Source organism: Aquamicrobium sp. (assembly GCF_023954335.1).
Classification (GTDB): domain Bacteria; phylum Pseudomonadota; class Alphaproteobacteria; order Rhizobiales; family Rhizobiaceae; genus Aerobium.
Map to the genome: position 1 here is coordinate 479424 of NZ_JAMLIE010000002.1, position 19040 is coordinate 498463.

Here is a 19040-nt window from a genome sequence, read left to right on the forward strand (position 1 = left end):
TCTCATCCGGTCCTTCGGACCACCTTCTCCCCGTGAACGGGGAGAAGGAAGAAGCGGGGAGGTCGCGGCAGTATCTCCTCTCCCCGTTCACGGGGAGAGGATGCCGGCAGGCAGGTGAGGCGCGGCGCGGCGGGTGGCGAAGGTGCTGCACCGCCATCGTCTCGTCCTCGAGACGTTGTCGCTGCCCCTCATCCGGCCCTTCGGGCCACCTTCTCCCCGCGAGCGGGGAGAAGGGGAAGCGGCGGCGTTGCTGCGGGCGCATGGCGACGTGCCTCCGTCCGCTCACCGCGTCGGCGCCGTCACCTCGACGATGCCGGCGGCCGTGCGCGCATTGAATTGCGGGCGATACATGTCCTCGACCACGGCGGCCGGATGGGCGTAGGTGCCGGGCGTGATCGCGCGCACGACATAGGCGGCGGTGAAGTCGCCCGGTCCGTCGGCGTCGAAGGCGACGACGAAGCGGTCGTCGCGGAACTCGCTGTGCGCGACTTCCGGGTCGCCGAGCCAGTCGAAATTGCCGAGCTGGGCGCTGCCGACGAGGCGGGGATTGTCGATCTCGAAGCCGGCCGGCAACAGGTCGGTGAGCGCGATGCGCGCCGGCCATTCGTTGTGCGCCTCGATGTTCAGCACCACGACGAAGCGGTCGTTCTGCGCCACCTCGGTGACGTTCGCCTCCTCGCCGTCGAGCGAGTAGTAGGTGCGGGTGAGGGAAAAGCCCTCGCCGCCGGCCGGCAGCGGTTCGGCGGGCGCGGCGACCGTGGTGATGACGGCGTCGACCGGTGTGCTACCGCGGTTGGCGATGACGAGCGGGTTCTGCGTCAGCTCCGCGCCGTCGATGCGGGTGGCGAAGGCGCCCTCATGCGCCGCGCCGCCGATGTCGAGGCGGATCGTCTCGCTGGAGGCGGCGACCGCGCGGGCGGCCAGTACCAGCCATACCTGTTCCTGGGTCGAAAGGTTGTCCTTCTCCTGCCGCTCCTGCGCGACGAAGCGGGCGAGCGCCGGCACCACCGCCGGGGCGGGGCGGACCTCGGCGGCGAGCGCCAGGATCGCCGCGCCGTCGCGCAAGCTGGAGCCGTAGTCGGAGCGGGCGAGGCTGTCGTCCGCGCCGGCCTCGGCCGCGGCGAGCGCCGAGGCGAACGCCTTTTCCGCGCGGCCGTTGTCGCCGTAGAGCGCGAGCGCGGCGGCGAGCTGGGCGCGGGCCATCGGGCTGGTGAACTCGTCGATGCGCGCGTCGGCGTAGTAGCGCAGGTCGCCGATCGACGCCTTGCGGTTGCGCGCCAGCACGTAGAGCGCGTAGGCGATCTCGGTGCCGCGTTCCTCGACTTCCGTCGTGTAGGAGAGCTGGTTCTGGAGGTTGTCGAGCGCGCTGGCGAAGCCCTGCGCCGGGACGGTGTGGCCGGCCTCGCGGGCGCGGGTCAGGAACTCGGTGATGTAGGCGTCGAGCCACAGATCGCCCCAGCCCGGCCCCCACAGGCCGAACGAGCCGGACGAGGATTCGAAGGTCATGATGCGGGCGATGGCCTTGTCGATCCTGTCCGTCAGGTCGGGCGCGACCTCCATGCCGGCGGCAGCCGACAATTCGGCGGCGTAGAGCAGCGGCAGGGCGCGGCTCGTCGTCTGCTCCGAGCAGCCATAGGGGTAGCGGTCGAGCGACGTCATCAGCGACGGCACGTCGAAGGCGGCCGCGTGCGAGACGCCGACCGCGACGGAGGCGCCGTCGAGCAGGCTGTCGTCGAGCAGGCCGCCGTCGATCCGGATCGAGCCGCCGTCGGCGGCGAGGCTGACGACGCGCCGGCTGGTCAGCGGCATGGCCGGCTGGCGCACCGGGAGGTAAAGCGTGCGCTCGACCGTCGCTCCGTCGGCATGGACGAGCGAGACGGTGATCGTGGCGTCGCCGGTCTCGCCCGCCGTCACCGGAAGGGTGACGGTCGTGCGCTGGCCGGCATCGAGCGTAACGGTTTGCGGCGCGTCGCCGAAATCGAGGCCGGCCTTGCCGTTCTTCTCGATTGCGAGCGTGTAGTCGCCGGCCGGGCCGTCGGTGTTGTGGATGTCGAGGCGGATCGTCGCCTTGTCGCCGGTGGCGAGGAAGCGCGGCTGGCCGGCGGTGACGACGAGCGGGTCGCGGATCACCACGTCGGCGCTCGCCTGCCCGACCGCCTTCTTCGTCCAGGCGACGGCCATGATGCGGGCCGTGCCGTTGAACTCGGGAATGTCGAACGAGACTTCCGCCTTGCCCTCGGCATCGACCTCGACCGGGCCGGAGAAGAAGGCGACCAGCTGCTCGGTCGGCGGGCTGCCCTCGACGGTCATGCCGCCGCCGTCGCCGCCGGTGCGCAGGCGGCCGAACGCGCCGGCCGAGCCGTCGATCAGCCGCCCGTAAAGGTCGCGCAATTCGAGCCCGAGCCGGCGCTGGCCGAAATACCAGGCGGACGGGTCGGGAGCCTTGTAGCGGGTGAGGTTCAGGATGCCGACATCGACCGCGGCGACGGTGACGAAGGCCTGTTCGCCGGCCGCGAGGCCGGAGAGGGCGACGGGCACGGTCAGCGCCGCGCGCGGCTCGGCCTTTTCCGGCGCGCCGAGCGCGACGTCGAGCCTGCGCCCGACCGGCTCGACCGCCAGCCATTTGACGCCGATGGCGCGGGCGGGCAGGCGGCTCTCGCTCGCCTCGCCGGGGCGGTAGAGCGTGGCCGTGACATAGGCGCCGGCGCCCCAGTCGGCGGTGACCGGAATCTCGATCTCGGCGCCGTCTTCCGGCACGCTGGCATCGAGCGTGGTGTAGAGGCGCTCCGCGCCCACCGTCACCAGCAGCTCGCCGGCGAAGCGCGGCGACACCTTCAGCCGCGCCACCTCGCCGGCCTCGTAGCGGTCCTTGTCGAGCGCGATCTCCAGCCCGTCCGGCGTCTCGGTCGAGGTCGCCTCGACGAACCAGCCGGCGTTGAAGGCGAAGCTGGCGACGGGGCCAGCGGGATCGTCGCTCTCGACGTCGAGGCGGTAGCGGCCCCAGCCGACGGGCAGGGACAGCGCTGCCGGGTCGCCATCGGCGGCGATGTCGATGCGGCCGTCCGCGACGCGGCTCTCGCTCTCGATCGCCTCGTAGTTCCAGTAATTGTTCGAGCGATACCACTGGTAGTTGCGCTCGATCTTCGTCAGCGTCCAGCGTGCGCCTTCGATCGCCTCGCGCTCGCCCTCGGGCGTCACCGCAATAACGCGGAAACCGGCGGTCGCGTTCTCCGGCACTTCCGTGCCGTTAAAGTCGGGGCGGATGCCGATCACCGGTGCCTCGGGGCGGATGGCGAAGGAGGCGCTGCGCTCGACGGCACGGCCGCCGCCCTCGCGCATGCGCACCGTCACCTTGCCGTCATGGAGGCGGGTGGTGAAGGGCAGGGTGCCGGTCGCCGCCTCGAATTCGGCGTGGCCGTCCTCGTCGGTCGGGTCGAGCGCCAGCGGCGTCGTCACCGCCTCGACCTCCTCGTCGGCAAGGCCGAAGAAGAAGCCGGGGAAGCGGTCCCATTCGCGCTTCGTGCCGACTGAGACCTCGCCCTCCAGCTCCAGCCCCGTCGCCGGCGCGCCGTAGAGATAACGCCCGTCGAGCGTGACCTCGGCCGTCTCGCCGATAGCGATCTCGGGCGTCGCGACGCGAAGATCGAACTCGATCCGGTCGGGCACGAACTGCTCGACGAGGAAGTTGATGCGGGAGATGGCCGGAGCCTTGGGGTCGGTGTGGATGGCGAGCGCCCAGGTGCCGAGCATGGCGTTGGGCTGGAGCGCGAACGGGACGTGGTGGCCGCCGAACGCGCGCCCGTCGCTGACGACGCGGCGCTCCTCCACCCCGTCGGGGCGGGTGAAGACGAAGGTGAGCGGGAGGTTCTCCACCGCCTCGCTGGCATCGTCGCGGGCGAGCGCGGCGGCATGCACCGTCTCGCCGGCGCGGTAGATGCCGCGCTCGGTGAAGGCGAAGACGTCGACCGCGCCGGGCGCGGCCCGGCCGGTGACGCCGCGGTCGGAGAGGTCGAAGCCGGCCCGCGTCATGTCGAGGAAGACGAAATCGCCGTCCGCGCCCTTCGCCGTCAGTCCCGCCGGGGCGAGGCCGGAGGCGCCGCGCATCAGGCCGGGGGTGAAGGAGGCGCGGCCGCGCGCGTCGGTCGTCGCCTCGCCGAGGATCTCGTTGTTGCGGGCGAGCAGTTGCAGCGTGGCGTTGGCGAGGGGCTTCGCGCTCGACAGCGAGCGGGCGAAGACGGTCAGGCCGTCCTCGCCGGCATAGGTCGACAGGCCGATGTCGGAGACGACGAACCATTGGGTCGCCTTGCCCTGCCAGGATTCACTCTGGTCGCCCTCGGGGGTCGCCACCAGCACGTAAACGCCCGGCTTGCGCTCCGGCAGCGCCTCATCGACCGGGAAGCTGGTCAGCACTTCCTCGTTCAGTCCGCCGCCGAGGTCGATCTCGCCTTCCCAGACGAGCTCGCCGCTCTCGTCGAGCAGGTCCATGTTGTAGCTGCTCAACTGGTTGAGGAAATTGTAGCCGGACAGCAGCGGCGCGAGCGCGCGGTCGCCGATGCGGTGGAGCTTCAGCTTCGCCGTCGGCGCGTTGATCGACACCATGGGCAGGCCGTGGCGGCCGGTGGCCGGCAGCACGAAGTTCTCGCCGGAGAAGCGGACGGTCGGGGCGCGGTCGCGGACGTAGATCGACAGCGCGACCGGGCTTTCCGTCACCTCGCCGATGGCGGCCGGCAGGCCCTGGCGCACGGCGATGCGATAATGCTCGCCATGCTCCAGCCCCTCGACGCAGATCTGTCGGGCGCTGGTCGAGACCGCCTTGGGCGCGGCGTCGTCGACGGTGACGAAGGAAGCGTAGTCGATGCCCGACTTGACGAGGTCCTCGGAGAACTGGACGCAGACGCGCGGCTCGGCGAGATCGGCGTCGACGGTGTGGTTGAGAACGCGGAAACCCTTGCGCGACTTGAGGTCCGCATAGGCGGCGCGCACCGCGGCGTCGTCGGCCAGCGCGAGGCTCGCCTCGTAGGCCTGAAGCGCGGGACGCGAAAGCTCGCGCCGGTCGAGCGCCCTGGCGACGGCGGCGAGGCTCTGCGCGCGCGGCGTCACCGAACGGGCAAGGGCGTAGGCGTTGAGCGCGGCGGAGCCGCCGTCGCGGGCGAGCTGGGCGCGCTCGGAATAATTCTGCGTCTCGACGGCGAGGAGCGCGGTGGAAAGCCCGGTCCACAGCGCGGTGTCGTCGATGTCGATGGCGAGCGCGGCCTTGTAGGCGTCGACGGCCTCGCGGGCGTTGCCGGCGTCGAGCGCCTCGCGGCCGGCGGCGGCGAGCGAGGCGATGCCGGCCTCGGCGTCGGGCTCGGCCTTCGCCAGATCGGCGCGATAGCGGCGTGCGTCGATCGTCATGTAATCGGGCACGTAGGAGAGGGCCGGCGGCGCGCCGAGGTCCGGCTCGTCCGCCTCCGTCACCACCTTGCCGGCAACCGCGCCGACGAAGGGCGTCAGCGTCGAATAATCGGACTTCAGGAAGCAGCGTTGCGCGCGGGTGTTGTAGGTGAAGGCGCGGCATTCGTCATCGGCGAGGCAGACTGCCTCGCAGGCGTCGAGCGTCACGTCGGTCTCGAAGCGCAGATCGAAGCCGAAATAGTCGGCGCCTTCAGTCCTCACCACGGAGCGGTTTTCCTGCGCGCCGGCAGGCACGATCAGGGGGCCGGTCAGGACAGCGAGAGCGAAAAGAAATGCGGACAGAAAATGGGCCGCGCGCATGGTCATGGCATTCTCCGGATGCTGCTGCTGTCCCTCGCGCCAGATGAGCAGGCCGGCGGGCGATTTGTCAACTGGTGGCGCAGGATTGCGACGGGATCGCGACAACGGCCCCGGACGAGTCGGAGTACGATAACATGACTGGAATTATCATGTTTTTCACAAGTAAATTCAACGACTTGTGAAATTTTTGACCGATTGATAAAAATTCGGAACGTGCTAGCATTTTCCCAAAACCATAATTGGGGAACATCGCCATGGCGCAGAGCCAGCACTGGGGCCAGCATGATGGCCAGCACAGGGAGGGCATAGCCGCCGGCCGGCTTGCCCCGCCGCAATACGCCGACAACTTCTCCGATCTCCACCCGCCGCTTGACCGGCACGAGGCCGTGGTCGAGGCAGACCGCTGCTATTTCTGCTACGACGCGCCCTGCATGCAGGCATGCCCGACCGAGATCGACATTCCGCTGTTCATCCGCCAGATATCCACCGGCAATCCGCTTGGGGCCGCCCGCACCATCTTCGACCAGAACATCCTCGGCGGCATGTGCGCCCGCGTGTGCCCGACCGAGACGCTGTGCGAGGAAGCCTGCGTGCGCGAGGCGGCCGAGGGCAAGCCCGTGCAGATCGGCCGGCTGCAACGCTACGCCACCGACGCGGCGATGACGGCCGGGCGGCAGTTCTACGAACGCGCCGCGCCGACCGGAAAGCGGATCGCGGTCGTCGGGGCAGGGCCGGCCGGGCTCGCCTGCGCCCACCGGCTCGCCGTCCACGGCCATGACGTGACCATTTTTGAAGTGCGGCCGAAGCCGGGCGGGCTGAACGAGTACGGTATCGCCGCCTACAAGGCGACCGACGATTTCGCCCGCGCCGAAGTCGACTACGTCACCGAGATCGGCGGCATCGCCATCGACTACGACAAGGCACTGGGGCGCGACGTCTCGCTGGCCGGGCTCGCCGCCACCTACGACGCCGTGTTCCTCGGCATGGGGCTCGCCGGCGTCAATGCGTTGAGGGCCGAGGGCGAGGAGGCGCAAGGCGTCGAGAACGCCGTCGATTTCATCGCCGGGCTGCGGCAGGCGCGCGACCTCGCCTCCATCCCGGTCGGCCGGCGCGTCGTCGTCATCGGCGGCGGCATGACCGCCATCGACGCCGCGATCCAGTCGAAGCTGCTCGGGGCCGAGGAGGTGACGATCTGCTACCGGCGCGGCAAGGAGCACATGAACGCCTCGGCGATGGAGCAGGACCTCGCCGCCTCCAAGGGCGTGCTGATCCGCCACTGGCTCCAGCCGAAGCGGGTCGTGACCGAGGGCGGGCGCACCGCCGGCATCGAGCTGGAATATACCGAGATGCGCGACGGCAGGCTCGCCGGCACCGGCGAGACCGTCACCATCGAGGCCGACCAGGTGTTCAAGGCCATCGGCCAGAGCTTCGACGCCGCGCCGCTCAACGGCTCCGGCGAGCGGATCGCGCTCGAGGGCGGGCGCATCCGGGTCGATCAGGACGGCCGCACCTCGATGGCGAAGGTCTGGGCCGGCGGCGACTGCGTCGTCGACGCCCGCGAGGATTTGACGGTGGCCGCCGTCGCGGCCGGCCGGGACGCGGCCGAGAGCATCCATCGTACGCTGAGCGCGAACGGGAGGGCATGACCATGGCCGACATTCGCTCGAACTTCCTCGGAATCCGGTCGCCGAACCCGTTCTGGCTCGCCTCGGCGCCGCCGACCGACAAGGCCTACAACGTGGTGCGCGCCTTCAAGGCCGGCTGGGGCGGCGTGGTGTGGAAGACGCTGGGCGAGGAGGGCCCGCCCGTCGTCAACGTCAACGGCCCGCGCTACGGCGCGATCTGGGGCGCGGACCGGCGGCTGCTGGGCCTCAACAACATCGAGCTGATCACCGACCGCGACCTTTACGTCAACCTGCGCGAGATCAAGCAGGTCAAGCGCGACTGGCCGGATCGCGCGCTGATCGTCTCGATCATGGTGCCGTGCGAGGAGGCGGCGTGGAAGGCGATCCTGCCGCTGGTCGAGGAGACGGGCGCCGACGGCATCGAGCTGAATTTCGGCTGCCCGCACGGCATGAGCGAGCGCGGCATGGGCGCGGCGGTCGGCCAGGTGCCGGAATATGTCGAGATGGTGGTGCGCTGGTGCAAGCAGAACACGCGCATGCCCGTCATCACCAAGCTGACGCCGAACATCACCGACATCCGCCATTCGGCCCGCGCCGCCCATGCCGGCGGCACGGACGCGGTGTCTCTGATCAACACCATCAACTCGATCACCTCGGTCGATCTCGACAACTTCTCGCCGGAGCCCTCCATCGACGGCAAGGGCACGCATGGCGGCTATTGCGGCCCGGCGGTCAAGCCGATCGCCTCGCATATGGTGGCCGAGATCGCGCGTGACCGGCAGACGCATGGCCTGCCGATCTCCGCCATCGGCGGCATCACCACATGGCGCGACGCGGCCGAGTTCATGGCGCTTGGTGCCGGCAACGTGCAGGTCTGCACCGCGGCCATGACCTACGGCTTCAAGATCGTGCAGGAGATGATCGAGGGGCTGAAGAACTGGATGGACGCCAAGGGCCATGCCAGCCTCGACGACATCGTCGGCCGCGCCACGCCCAACGTCACCGACTGGCAGTATCTCAACCTCAACTACATCGCCAAGGCGCGCATCGACCAGGATTTGTGCATCAAGTGCGGGCGCTGCCACATCGCCTGCGAGGACACCTCGCATCAGGCGATCACCGCCATCGTCAACGGGGCCCGCCACTTCGAGGTCAAGGAGGAGGAGTGCGTCGGCTGCAATCTGTGCGTCAATGTCTGCCCGGTCGAGGGCTGCATCACCATGGAGCCGCTGGCGGCGGGCGCGCTCGACCGGCGCACCGGCAAGCCGGTCGATCCGGCCTACGCCAACTGGACGACGCATCCGAACAATCCGATGGCGCGGGTCGCCGCGGAGTAGGGCTTTCCGGCCCGCGCCGCGCTGCCCCTCATCCGACCCTTCGGGCCACCTTCTCCCCGTGAACGGGGAGAAGGAAGAGGCGGCAACGTTGCGGCAGTGTCTCCTCTCCCCGTTCACGGGGAGAGGATGCCGGCAGGCAGGTGAGGGGCGGCGCCGGCTTCCGCAATTACCCCGCCGTTGCTGCCGTCAACCGATCCTTAACCGAAAATCGGCAAGCCTCGCGCAAGGTTCACGGGAACGCGCGGAAGGTACGGCATGATCGTCATCAAGGCCAGCGGCGCGCCGGATGTGAAGGCCCTGCGCCGGCTCGCGACCGAGCTTTCGGCGACCTCGCTCGATGCCGGGGACATCGACATCGCGCCCGAGGAGGTCGAAGCCGCGCCGCAGCGCCGGCGCAGGCGCCCGACGGTCAGCACGCTGCCCGCCGCCTCGATCTCGCCGCAGACGCAGGCCGCGCTGCTCGAGCTGATGCCCGTCGCGGTCGAGGAAAGCGGCGAATACCTGCTCTAGCCGCGAGGGCTAGAGCCGCATCGGCAGGCTGCCGTCCTGATAGACGGAAACCGTCTGCCCATCGGGGTCGAGCAAGTCGGCGGACCAGCCGCCCGGCGCTTCCGAGACGGGCGTGACGATTTCGACCCCGGCCGCCGCCAGCGACTCCACCACGGTCTCGATGCCGCCTTCGGGCAGGCCGAAGACGATGAGCGGCGTGTTGCCCGGCCGCGGCTCGCCGGCGAACACGACCAGCTCGGTATCCTGCGCCAGCGTCGCCAGCAGCCATACGGAGCCGTCCTCCTCCGTGTTGCGCGTGAAGTCGACGCCGAGATGCTGCCGGTAGAACCGCTCGGTGCGGTCGACGTCGGCGACGTTGAAGATGATCGAAATGCCATGAAACCTGACGGCCATCGTTGCCTCCTGCGTTGATCGTGCGCTGGAGCGGCGGGCGTTCCTGAGAACGCTGCTTCCGCTGCCAAATGCTCTATCTGTTGCCGCCGTGGCCCGGAACGTGAGCGACCGAGAAGAAAATTCCCATCCCGTCGGGGTCGCGCACGGCGAAGCGCCGCGCGCCATGGGCCGGCATCGCGGCTTTCAGGCTGCGGCGCGCGAGGCCGGGCGCGCCGGCCGGCTCGCCGCGGGGCCCGTTGCGCTCGATCGCCGCGCCGGCCCGGGCGACGGCCTTGCGCAGCGCGTGGATGCGCTGGCGCAGGGCCTGGTCGCCGAGGCCGAGCAGATGTGCGATCTCGGCCCTGCCCATGCCGAGATTGACCAGCAGCGCCAGCACCCGCACCGCCGGGGAAAGCCCGGCGATGACCGTATCCGGTATCCTGCCGCCAACAGCCTCGCCGGATCGATCCTGCCCGCCGTCGTGGAGGTCGTAATGCGCAGTCTCGCGCGCCCGCCTGCGCCCGGCCGAGCGGGCGAGGAAGCGGCTGTGGTTGCGGATCGCGCCGCGCGCCCACGGCAGGAAGCCGTCGCCGCCGCAGGCGCGCCCGGCGCGGACCGCCGCCAGCAGCACGTCCTGCACGATGTCGTCCGCCTCGTGCGGCGTCGCCGCGTGGCGGGCCGCGATGGCCCGGAGCGCGCGCAGCTCGGCGGCGGTGATCGCGGGGTGCGGCATTCGTGGCCTCACGCTTCCGGCTTCAGCCCGTCGAGGAAGAGCTGTTCGAGAAATCGCGCCGCGTCGTCGAAGCGGCCGTCGCCGCCGCGCTTCGGGCCGAGCACGGCGCGCACCTGCACGTCGAAATCGGCATAATGCTGCGTCGTCGCCCAGATGGCGAAGATCAGGTGGTAGGGGTCGGTGCGGGCGATCCTGCCGGCGTTCATCCACCCCTTGATGATCGCGGCCTTCTCGTCGACCAGCGTCTTCAGCTCGCCCTCGATCATCGGCATGATGCGCGGCGCGCCCTGCAATATCTCGTTGGCGAACAGGCGGCTTTCGCGCGGGTAGTCGCGCGCCATCTCCAGCTTGCGGCGGATATAGGCGCTGAGCTCGCTGATCGGATCGCCGACGTCGTCGATCTCCTGAAGCGGCGCCAGCCAGGTCTCAAGAAGGCGCTGCATCAGCGTGACATGGATCGCTTCCTTCGAGCGGAAGTAGTAAAGGAGATTCGGCTTCGACATGCCGGCGGCCTCGGCGATCTGGTCGATGGTCGCGCCGCGGAAGCCGTGCTGCGAGAACACTTCGAGCGCGGCTTCGAGGATGAGTTCGCGCTTCTGCGTCTGGATGCGGCTGCGGCGCTTCGATCGTACGGCGTCCATGGCGCGCCCGGCTCTCCTTCTCCCGCGATCCGTTCCATTCTGGCCCAATCGTCTGGACCAGCCGTCGGTTTGCCTGTGGAGCGCGCTTGGCTCCCGCTCCTGCGCTAGTAATCGCTTGACCGCCCGTCTGGCGATGCTAACGTTTGTCCAATCGGTCAAAAAATTGCGTAGCACGATTGCGCAGCATGAACCAAGCGTTGGCCGCACGAGGGGCACCGGAGAAGCGAAAAGGAAAGGCTTGGTCATGTCCAACAGGCTCAACGTGGCGCCGAACGATCTCAGCGCATTCTGGATGCCGTTCACGGCGAACCGTCAGTTCAAACAGGCGCCGCGCATGCTCGTCGGGGCCAAGGACATGCACTACACCACGGCCGACGGCCGCAAGGTGATGGACGGCACGGCGGGCCTCTGGTGCGTCAATGCCGGCCACTGCCGGCCGAAGATCACCGAGGCGATCCAGCGCCAGGCCGCCGAGCTCGACTATGCCCCCGCCTTCCAGATGGGCCATCCGGTGGTGTTCGAGCTGGCCAACCGGCTGGTCGATCTCGCGCCGGAAGGCATGGACCACGTCTTCTTCACCAATTCGGGCTCGGAGTCGGTCGACACCGCGCTCAAGATCGCGCTCGCCTATCACCGCGTGCGCGGCGAGGGCTCGCGCACCCGGCTGATCGGCCGCGAGCGTGGCTATCACGGCGTCAATTTCGGCGGCATCTCGGTCGGCGGCATCGTCGCCAACCGCAAGATGTTCGGCACGCTGCTCACCGGCGTCGACCACCTGCCGCACACCCACCTGCCGGCCAAGAACGCCTTCACCCGCGGCGAGCCGGAGCATGGCGCGGACCTCGCCGACGAGCTGGAGCGCATCGTCGCCCTGCACGACGCCTCGACGGTCGCCGCCGTCATCGTCGAGCCGGTCGCGGGCTCGACCGGGGTGCTCATCCCGCCGAAGGGCTATCTCCAGCGCCTGCGCGCCATCTGCGACAAGCACGGCATCGTCCTGATCTTCGACGAGGTCATCACCGGCTTCGGCCGTCTCGGCACGCCGTTCGCGGCCGATTATTTCGGCGTCACCCCGGACATCATGGTCACGGCCAAGGGCGTCACCAACGGCGTGATCCCGATGGGCGCGGTGTTCGTCAAGAAGGACATCCACGACGCCTTCATGACCGGGCCGGAGCACCTGATCGAGTTCTTCCACGGCTACACCTATTCCGGCAATCCGATCGCCTCGGCCGCCGGCCTCGGTACGCTCGACACCTACAAGGAAGAGGGGCTGCTGACCCGCGGCGCCGAGCTCGCACCCTATTGGGAGGACGCGCTGCATTCGCTCAAGGACGCGCCGCACGTCATCGACATCCGCAATATCGGCCTCGTCGGCGCGATCGAGCTTCGCCCGATCGACGGCCAGCCGACCAAGCGTGCCTTCTCCGCCTTCGTCAAGGCGTTCGAGAAGGGCTACCTCATCCGCACCACGGGCGACATCATCGCGCTGTCGCCGCCGCTCATCATCGAAAAGAATGAGATCGACGAGCTGGTGGACGGCGTGCGCGAGGTCTTGAAGGCGATCGACTGACGGACGCCCGGCCGGAAAGGGCCGACATAAGAAAATGCCCGGAAGGGCCGGCGTCGGGAACCGCCGGCTCCTTCGGGAACATCGAGAATGGGAGCTTTGAACCGATGGCGGCACCGGGCGAGAATCTGCGCATCAATGCGGACCGTCTGTGGGATTCGATCCACGAAATGGCGAAGATCGGCCCCGGCGTCGCCGGCGGCAACAACCGCCAGACGCTGACCGACGCGGACGGCGAGGGCCGCCGCCTGTTCCGGCGCTGGTGCGAGGACGCCGGCCTCGACATGGGCGTCGACCAGATGGGGACGATGTTCGCCATGCGGCCGGGCACGGACCCCGAGGCGCTGCCGGTCTATGTCGGCTCGCATCTCGACACCCAGCCGACCGGCGGGCGCTATGACGGCGTGCTGGGCGTCCTCGGCGGGCTGGAGGTGATCCGCACGCTGGACGATCTCGGCATCAGGACGAAGCACCCCATCGTCGTCACCAACTGGACCAACGAGGAAGGCACCCGCTTCGCGCCGGCGATGCTGGCCTCCGGCGTCTTTGCCGGCCAGCACGCGCTCGACTGGGCTTATGACCGGAAGGACAAGGACGGCAAGCGCTTCGGCGACGAGCTGGAGCGCATCGGCTGGAAGGGCGAGGAGGAGGTCGGGGCGCGCAAGATCAAGGCGTTCTTCGAGCTCCACATCGAGCAGGGGCCGATCCTCGAGGACGAGGGGATCGACATCGGCGTCGTCACCCACGGGCAGGGCCTGTGGTGGCTGCAAGTGACGCTGACCGGCAAGGACGCGCATACCGGCTCGACGCCGATGCCCAAGCGCCGCAACGCCGGCCTCGGCATGGCGCGCGTCACCGAGCTGGTGCACGAGGTGGCGATGGACTACCAGCCCGACGCGGTCGGCGCCATCGGCCACATGGAGGTCCACCCCAACTCGCGCAACGTCATCCCCGGCCGGACGGTGTTCACCATCGACATCCGCTCGCCGAACGAGGAGGTGCTGGACGAGATGCGCGCGCGCATCGAGGACGGCATCGCCACCATCTGCGAGGCGCTCGACATCGGCTTCGAGGTCGAGGCGGTCGGCCATTTCGCGCCCGTCACCTTCGACGAGGGCTGCGTCAGGGCGATCCGCAATGCGGCCGGGCGGCTCGGCTATTCGCACCGCGACATCGTCTCCGGCGCGGGGCACGACGCCTGCTGGATCAACCGCGTCGCGCCGACGGCGATGGTGATGTGCCCCTGCGTCGACGGCCTCTCGCACAACGAGGCGGAAGAGATTTCGAAGGAGTGGGCGGCGGCCGGCGCCGACGTGCTGTTCCACGCCGTGGTCGAGACGGCGGAAATCGTCGAATAGGGATGGCGGGTCATGGACGTCGAGGGATTGCTCCAGAACGTAATCCGCTTCTCGAACTTCATGACCTCGCGGCTCGTCGTCTCCGGGCTGGTATTCTACGTCGCCTCCGGCTTCACCGAAATCGGCAATGCTTCCGAGGGGTTCCTGCCGGATCTGGAGCTTCTGAATCAGGTGGTGCAGAACTACCAGACGATCTTCGACGTGCTCGGCGTGTCGGATTTCGCGCTGCTGCTCATCCTGTTCATGTTCCTGACGACGATCCACATCATCTATGTCGTCTTCGAGCGCATCGGCCAGTACCTGCCGCCGGCGATCCTGCCGCTGCCGGGCTGGTCGGCCATCGACGAGATGACGCTGAAAGCGTTCGACATTCTCGGCGAGGCACGCGGCGAGGAGCACACCGACGAGGAGAACCAGCGCCTCTACGAGTTCAAGAAGAAGCTGCGCGAGATCGAGCAGCAGATCGAGGACAAGTATCGCGCAGAGCTGGAAGGCATCAATTCGGGCTTCCGCATCGCCAAGACCTTCGTCCTGTTCTCGGCGCTGGCCTGGGCCTACGCCATGGTTTCCGGCAGCTACACCGGCGACCCGACCTTCCTCGTCATCATCTTCGGCCTGTCGGTTCTGACCGCGCTCTACGCCGCCTTCTCGATCTTCCGCGCCAACCACTCGCGCATCATGAACCTGCGCGAGGACGTCGTGGTGCAGTTTCTGGGTTTCGCCCGCATCTGGCTTACGCCACACTACCAGGAGCGGATGGCGACTGTCTGCCAGTCCGCCGGCCACCAGTTCCGGTCGGCGAGCTTCGCCGTCGTGGTGCCGATCTACGGCACGCTCGACGCGCTCATAAAAGACATCCGCAGCCGGCGGCCGCGCCGGCTGCGGCCATAACAGGGGAACGACATGACAAAGGTCATCAAGAACGGAACCATCGTCACCGCCGACCGCACATACAAGGCAGACGTGCTGATCAAGGGCGGCAGGATCGTCGGCATCGGCCATGATCTCCACGGCGACCACGAATACGACGCCACCGGCTGCTACGTGATGCCGGGCGGCATCGACCCGCACACCCATCTCGAAATGCCGTTCATGGGCACCTATTCGGCCGACGATTTCGAGAGCGGCACGCGCGCCGCGCTGTCCGGCGGCACGACCATGGTGGTCGATTTCTGCCTGCCTTCGCCCGGCCAGTCGCTCATCGAGGCGATGGCGATGTGGGACAACAAATCGACCCGCGCCTGCGCCGACTATTCCTTCCACATGGCGATCACCTGGTGGGGGAAAGAGGTGTTCGACGAGATGCCGGAAGTGGTCAAGCGCGGCATCACCTCCTTCAAGCACTTCATGGCCTACAAGGGCGCGCTGATGGTCAACGACGACGAGATGTTCGCCTCGTTCCAGCGCTGCGCCGAGCTCGGCGCGCTGCCGCTCGTCCATGCCGAGAACGGCGACGTGGTCGCGGCGCTGTCGCAGAAGCTGCTCGCCGAGGGCAACAACGGCCCGGAGGCGCACGCCTATTCGCGCCCGCCGGAGGTGGAGGGCGAGGCGACCAACCGCGCGATCATGATCGCTGACATGGCGGGCGTGCCGCTCTATGTCGTCCACACCTCCTGCGAGCAGAGCCACGAGGCGATCCGCCGCGCACGGCAGAAGGGCATGCGCGTGTTCGGCGAGCCGCTCATCCAGCACCTCGTGCTCGACGAGGGCGAATATTTCGACAAGGACTGGGACCACGCGGCGCGGCGCGTGATGAGCCCGCCCTTCCGCAACAAACAGCATCAGGATTCGCTGTGGGCCGGGCTCGCCGCCGGCTCCTTGCAGGTGGTGGCGACGGACCATTGCGCCTTCACCACCGACCAGAAGCGCTATGGCGTCGGCGATTTCACCAAGATACCGAACGGCACCGGCGGGCTGGAGGACAGGCTGCCCGTCTTGTGGACCCGCGGCGTCAACACCGGCCGGCTGACGCCCAACGAGTTCGTCGCCGTCACCTCGACCAACATCGCCAAGATCCTGAACATGTATCCGAAAAAGGGTGCGATCCTCGAAGGCGCCGACGCGGACATCATCGTCTGGGATCCGGAGCGGACGAAGACCATCTCGGCGAAATCGCAGCAGTCGGTCATCGACTACAACGTGTTCGAGGGCGTCGAGGTCAGGGGCCTGCCGCGCTTCGTCTTCACCCGCGGCGAGCCGGTGGTCGAGGAAGGCAGGGTCGAGGCGAAGCCCGGCCATGGCGAGTTCGTGGCGCGCCAGCCGCACATGGCGGTCAACAAGGCGCTGTCGACCTGGAAGGAGCTGGTCGCCCCGCGCGCGATCGAGCGCAGCGGCATTCCGGCGAGCGGGGTTTGACGGCCGCCCCATGAACGCACCCGCCAGCCATATCGAGCCAGCCACGACGAACCCCGCGACCGCGCCGGCAACGGTGATCGCGGCATCGAAGCTCGGCCTTACCTTCGAGACCAATGACGGGCCGGTCCACGCGCTGTCCGACGTCGACCTCGCCATCGACAAGGGCGAGTTCGTCTCCTTCATCGGCCCGTCGGGCTGCGGCAAGACGACGTTCCTGCGGGTCATCGCCGACCTCGAGCAGCCGACTGAAGGGTCGATCCTCGTCAACGGCATGACGCCGCGGGCGGCGCGCGAGGCGCGCTCCTACGGCTACGTGTTCCAGGCGGCGGGCCTGTTCCCGTGGCGCACCATCGAGCGCAACGTGGCGCTGCCGCTGGAGATCATGGGCTATCCCAGGGCCGAGGTCAGGGAGCGGATCGCCCGCACGCTGTCGCTGGTCAACCTCTCCGGCTTCGAGAAGAAGTTCCCGTGGCAGCTTTCCGGCGGCATGCAGCAGCGCGCCTCGATCGCCCGCGCGCTCGCCTTCGATGCAGACCTTTTGCTGATGGACGAGCCGTTCGGCGCGCTCGACGAGATCGTGCGCGATCATCTGAACGAGCAGCTTCTGGAGCTGTGGGCACGGACGAAGAAGACGATCTGCTTCGTCACCCACTCGATCCCCGAGGCGGTGTATCTGTCGACCAAGATCGTTGTCATGTCGCCGCGCCCCGGCAGGGTGACGGACGTGATCCACTCGACCCTGCCGAAGGAGCGGCCGCTCGACATCCGCGAGTCGCCCGAATTCCTCGAGATCGCCGCGCGGGTGCGCGCGGGCCTGCGCGCGGGGCACAGCTATGACGAGTAGAGGCCTGCGCCGCCCCTCATCCGCCCTTCGGGCACCTTCTCCCCGTGAACGGGGAGAAGGGGAAGCGGCGAGGTTGCGGCCAGTCCTCCTCTCCCCGTTCACGGGGAGAGGATGCCGGCAGGCAGGTGAGGGGCAGCGCCTGGCCCGCAGGTACGCGCCATGAGCGCGCTTGCCGCACAGGAACCCGCGGCGCGGCCCGGTCTCGTCTCGCGGCTCGCCGCCGGCAACGCGCTGCCGGTGGCGATCGTCGTCGCCGCGATCGTCGCGCTGTGGTACGGCTTTGCCGTCTGGCTCAACATGCCGTGGCAGCTTGGCGTCTACGAGCGGGCGGGGCAGGCGTGGATGTTCGCCGATCTCGTGCGCGACACGCTGGCGCAGGAGCGGCCGGTGCTGCCGAGCCCGCATCAGGTGTTCGCCGAGATGTGGCGCACGACGGTCGAGGTCGCGCCGACCTCGCGGCGCAGCCTCCTCTACCATGCGTGGATCACGCTGTCGTCGACGCTGCTCGGCTTCGTGCTCGGCACCTTGCTCGGCATCGTGCTCGCCGTGTTCATCGTCCACAACCGGGCGATGGACAAGTCGGTGATGCCGTGGGTGGTGGCGAGCCAGACCATCCCCATCCTTGCCATCGCGCCGATGATCATCGTGGTGCTCAACGCGGTCGGCCTGACCGGGCTGCTGCCCAAGGCGCTGATCTCGACCTATCTCTCGTTCTTCCCGGTCGTCGTCGGCATGGTCAAGGGGCTGCGCAGCCCCGAGGTGATCCAGCTCGACCTGATGCGCACCTACAATGCCAGCGCCGTCCAGACCTTCTGGAAGCTGCGCTGGCCGAGCGCGATGCCCTATCTGTTCACCTCGCTCAAGGTAGCGGTGGCGATCAGCCTCGTCGGCGCCATCGTCGGCGAATTGCCGACCGGCGCGGTGGCTGGCCTTGGCGCGCGCCTGCTCGCCGGCTCCTATTACGGCCAGACGGTGCAGATCTGGTCGGCGCTGTTCATGGCCGCGGCGCTGGCCGCCGTCCTCGTCGCCATCGTCGGCGCCGGTCACCGCATGGTGCTGAAGCGCATGGGGATGGCGCCATGACGCCGCTCATCCTCGCGCTCCTGTTCTGGGCCATCGCCTGGGCGTTCAACGAATGGCTGGTGCGGTTCGAGCCGCGTTCGTCGACCTTGCGCCGGCTGATCGGCATCGTGGTGCCGACCGTGTTCGGCATCGCGGTTCTGGCGCTTTGGGAAGGCATCGTGCGCGGCTTCCAGATCCCCTCGGTGCTCTTGCCGCCTCCGTCGATGATCTGGGCGCGCATCGTCGGCTCGGTGCCGATCCTGTGGGCCGACTTCCAGCAGACGTTCCTGAAGGCGGTGCTGATCGGCTACGTGCTCGGCTGCGGCTGCGGCTTCCTCGTCGCCATCCTGATCGACCGCTCGCCCTTCCTGCAGCGCGGGCTCTTGCCGCTCGGCAATTTCGTCTCGGCGCTGCCGATCATCGGCGTCGCGCCGATCATGGTGATGTGGTTCGGCTTCGACTGGCCGTCCAAGGCGGCGGTGGTCATCATCATGACCTTCTTCCCGATGCTGGTGAACACGGTGCAGGGCCTGGCGGCCTCCTCGTCGATCGACCGCGACCTGATGCGCACCTATGCGGCGGGCTACTGGCAGACGCTCATCAAGCTGCGCCTGCCGGCGGCCGCCCCGTTCATCTTCAACGCGCTGAAGATCAATTCGACGCTGGCGCTGATCGGCGCCATCGTCGCCGAGTTCTTCGGCACGCCCATCGTCGGCATGGGCTTCCGCATCTCGACCGAGGTCGGGCGGATGAATGTCGACATGGTCTGGGCGGAGATCGCAGTCGCGGCGGTCGCGGGCTCCGTCTTCTACGGGGTCGTGTCCCTCGCCGAGAGGGCCGTGACGTTCTGGCATCCGTCTGTCCGTGGTGGATAGGCGC

General features: G+C 68.5%; 14 protein-coding genes. 10 read left to right on the forward strand and 4 right to left on the reverse strand.

The window, feature by feature from the left end; genetic code table 11:
* Positions 1–282 precede the first annotated feature (282 nt).
* Positions 283–5760 (reverse strand): MG2 domain-containing protein, encoded by a 5478-nt coding sequence (locus M9945_RS14975; protein WP_367945245.1) that lies wholly within the window; start codon positions 5758–5760, stop codon positions 283–285.
* Positions 5761–6008: 248 nt separating this feature from the next.
* Between M9945_RS14975 and M9945_RS14980 the strand changes: the two genes are divergently transcribed.
* From M9945_RS14980 to M9945_RS14990, 3 genes are all read left to right on the forward strand, one after another.
* On the forward strand, positions 6009–7400 hold the full coding sequence (locus M9945_RS14980; RefSeq protein ID WP_367945246.1) for an NAD(P)-dependent oxidoreductase: 1392 nt from the start codon (positions 6009–6011) through the stop codon (positions 7398–7400).
* A gap of 2 nt (positions 7401–7402) precedes the next feature.
* A complete protein-coding gene (gene preA / locus M9945_RS14985) occupies positions 7403–8716 on the forward strand; it encodes an NAD-dependent dihydropyrimidine dehydrogenase subunit PreA (RefSeq protein WP_367945247.1) in 1314 nt (437 codons plus the stop codon).
* 255 nt (positions 8717–8971) lie between these two features.
* Positions 8972–9226: a hypothetical protein gene (locus tag M9945_RS14990; protein ID WP_367945248.1), complete on the forward strand. Its 255-nt coding sequence runs from the start codon at positions 8972–8974 to the stop codon at positions 9224–9226.
* Positions 9227–9235: 9 nt separating this feature from the next.
* Here the strand turns inward: M9945_RS14990 and M9945_RS14995 are convergent, their stop codons facing one another.
* The 3 genes from M9945_RS14995 to rutR form a co-directional block, all read right to left on the reverse strand.
* Entirely contained in the window at positions 9236–9619 is a 384-nt protein-coding gene (locus M9945_RS14995; protein ID WP_367945249.1) for a VOC family protein, read from the reverse strand.
* 73 nt (positions 9620–9692) lie between these two features.
* Positions 9693–10331 carry an RNA polymerase sigma factor gene (locus tag M9945_RS15000; protein WP_367945250.1) on the reverse strand — a complete coding sequence of 213 codons (639 nt, stop codon included), beginning with the start codon at positions 10329–10331 and terminating at the stop codon, positions 9693–9695.
* A gap of 8 nt (positions 10332–10339) precedes the next feature.
* A complete protein-coding gene (gene rutR / locus M9945_RS15005; protein ID WP_367930950.1) occupies positions 10340–10972 on the reverse strand; it encodes an HTH-type transcriptional regulator RutR in 633 nt (210 codons plus the stop codon).
* Positions 10973–11216: 244 nt separating this feature from the next.
* On the opposite strand from rutR, the gene M9945_RS15010 reads away from it, so the two are divergent.
* The 7 genes from M9945_RS15010 to M9945_RS15040 all read left to right on the forward strand — a co-directional run bounded on the left by M9945_RS15010 (position 11217) and on the right by M9945_RS15040 (position 19036).
* On the forward strand, positions 11217–12545 hold the full coding sequence (locus M9945_RS15010) for an aspartate aminotransferase family protein (RefSeq protein ID WP_367945251.1): 1329 nt from the start codon (positions 11217–11219) through the stop codon (positions 12543–12545).
* 104 nt (positions 12546–12649) lie between these two features.
* The gene (locus M9945_RS15015) at positions 12650–13900 is read left to right on the forward strand and encodes a Zn-dependent hydrolase (protein WP_367945252.1); all 1251 of its coding nucleotides are present in this window, start codon (positions 12650–12652) and stop codon (positions 13898–13900) included.
* 12 nt (positions 13901–13912) lie between these two features.
* On the forward strand, positions 13913–14791 hold the full coding sequence (locus M9945_RS15020; RefSeq protein ID WP_367930947.1) for a hypothetical protein: 879 nt from the start codon (positions 13913–13915) through the stop codon (positions 14789–14791).
* 12 nt (positions 14792–14803) lie between these two features.
* A complete protein-coding gene (hydA, locus tag M9945_RS15025; protein ID WP_367945253.1) occupies positions 14804–16255 on the forward strand; it encodes a dihydropyrimidinase in 1452 nt (483 codons plus the stop codon).
* Between the two features lie 10 nt (positions 16256–16265).
* Positions 16266–17099, forward strand: coding sequence for an ABC transporter ATP-binding protein (locus M9945_RS15030; RefSeq protein WP_367945254.1), 834 nt, complete (start codon positions 16266–16268; stop codon positions 17097–17099).
* A 159-nt stretch (positions 17100–17258) separates the two neighbouring features.
* Positions 17259–18182, forward strand: a complete 924-nt coding sequence (locus M9945_RS15035) for an ABC transporter permease (protein WP_367945255.1) — start codon at positions 17259–17261, stop codon at positions 18180–18182.
* On the forward strand, positions 18179–19036 hold the full coding sequence (locus tag M9945_RS15040; RefSeq protein ID WP_367945256.1) for an ABC transporter permease: 858 nt from the start codon (positions 18179–18181) through the stop codon (positions 19034–19036). The genes M9945_RS15035 and M9945_RS15040 overlap by 4 nt, the downstream gene beginning before the upstream one ends.
* Positions 19037–19040: the final 4 nt, after the last annotated feature.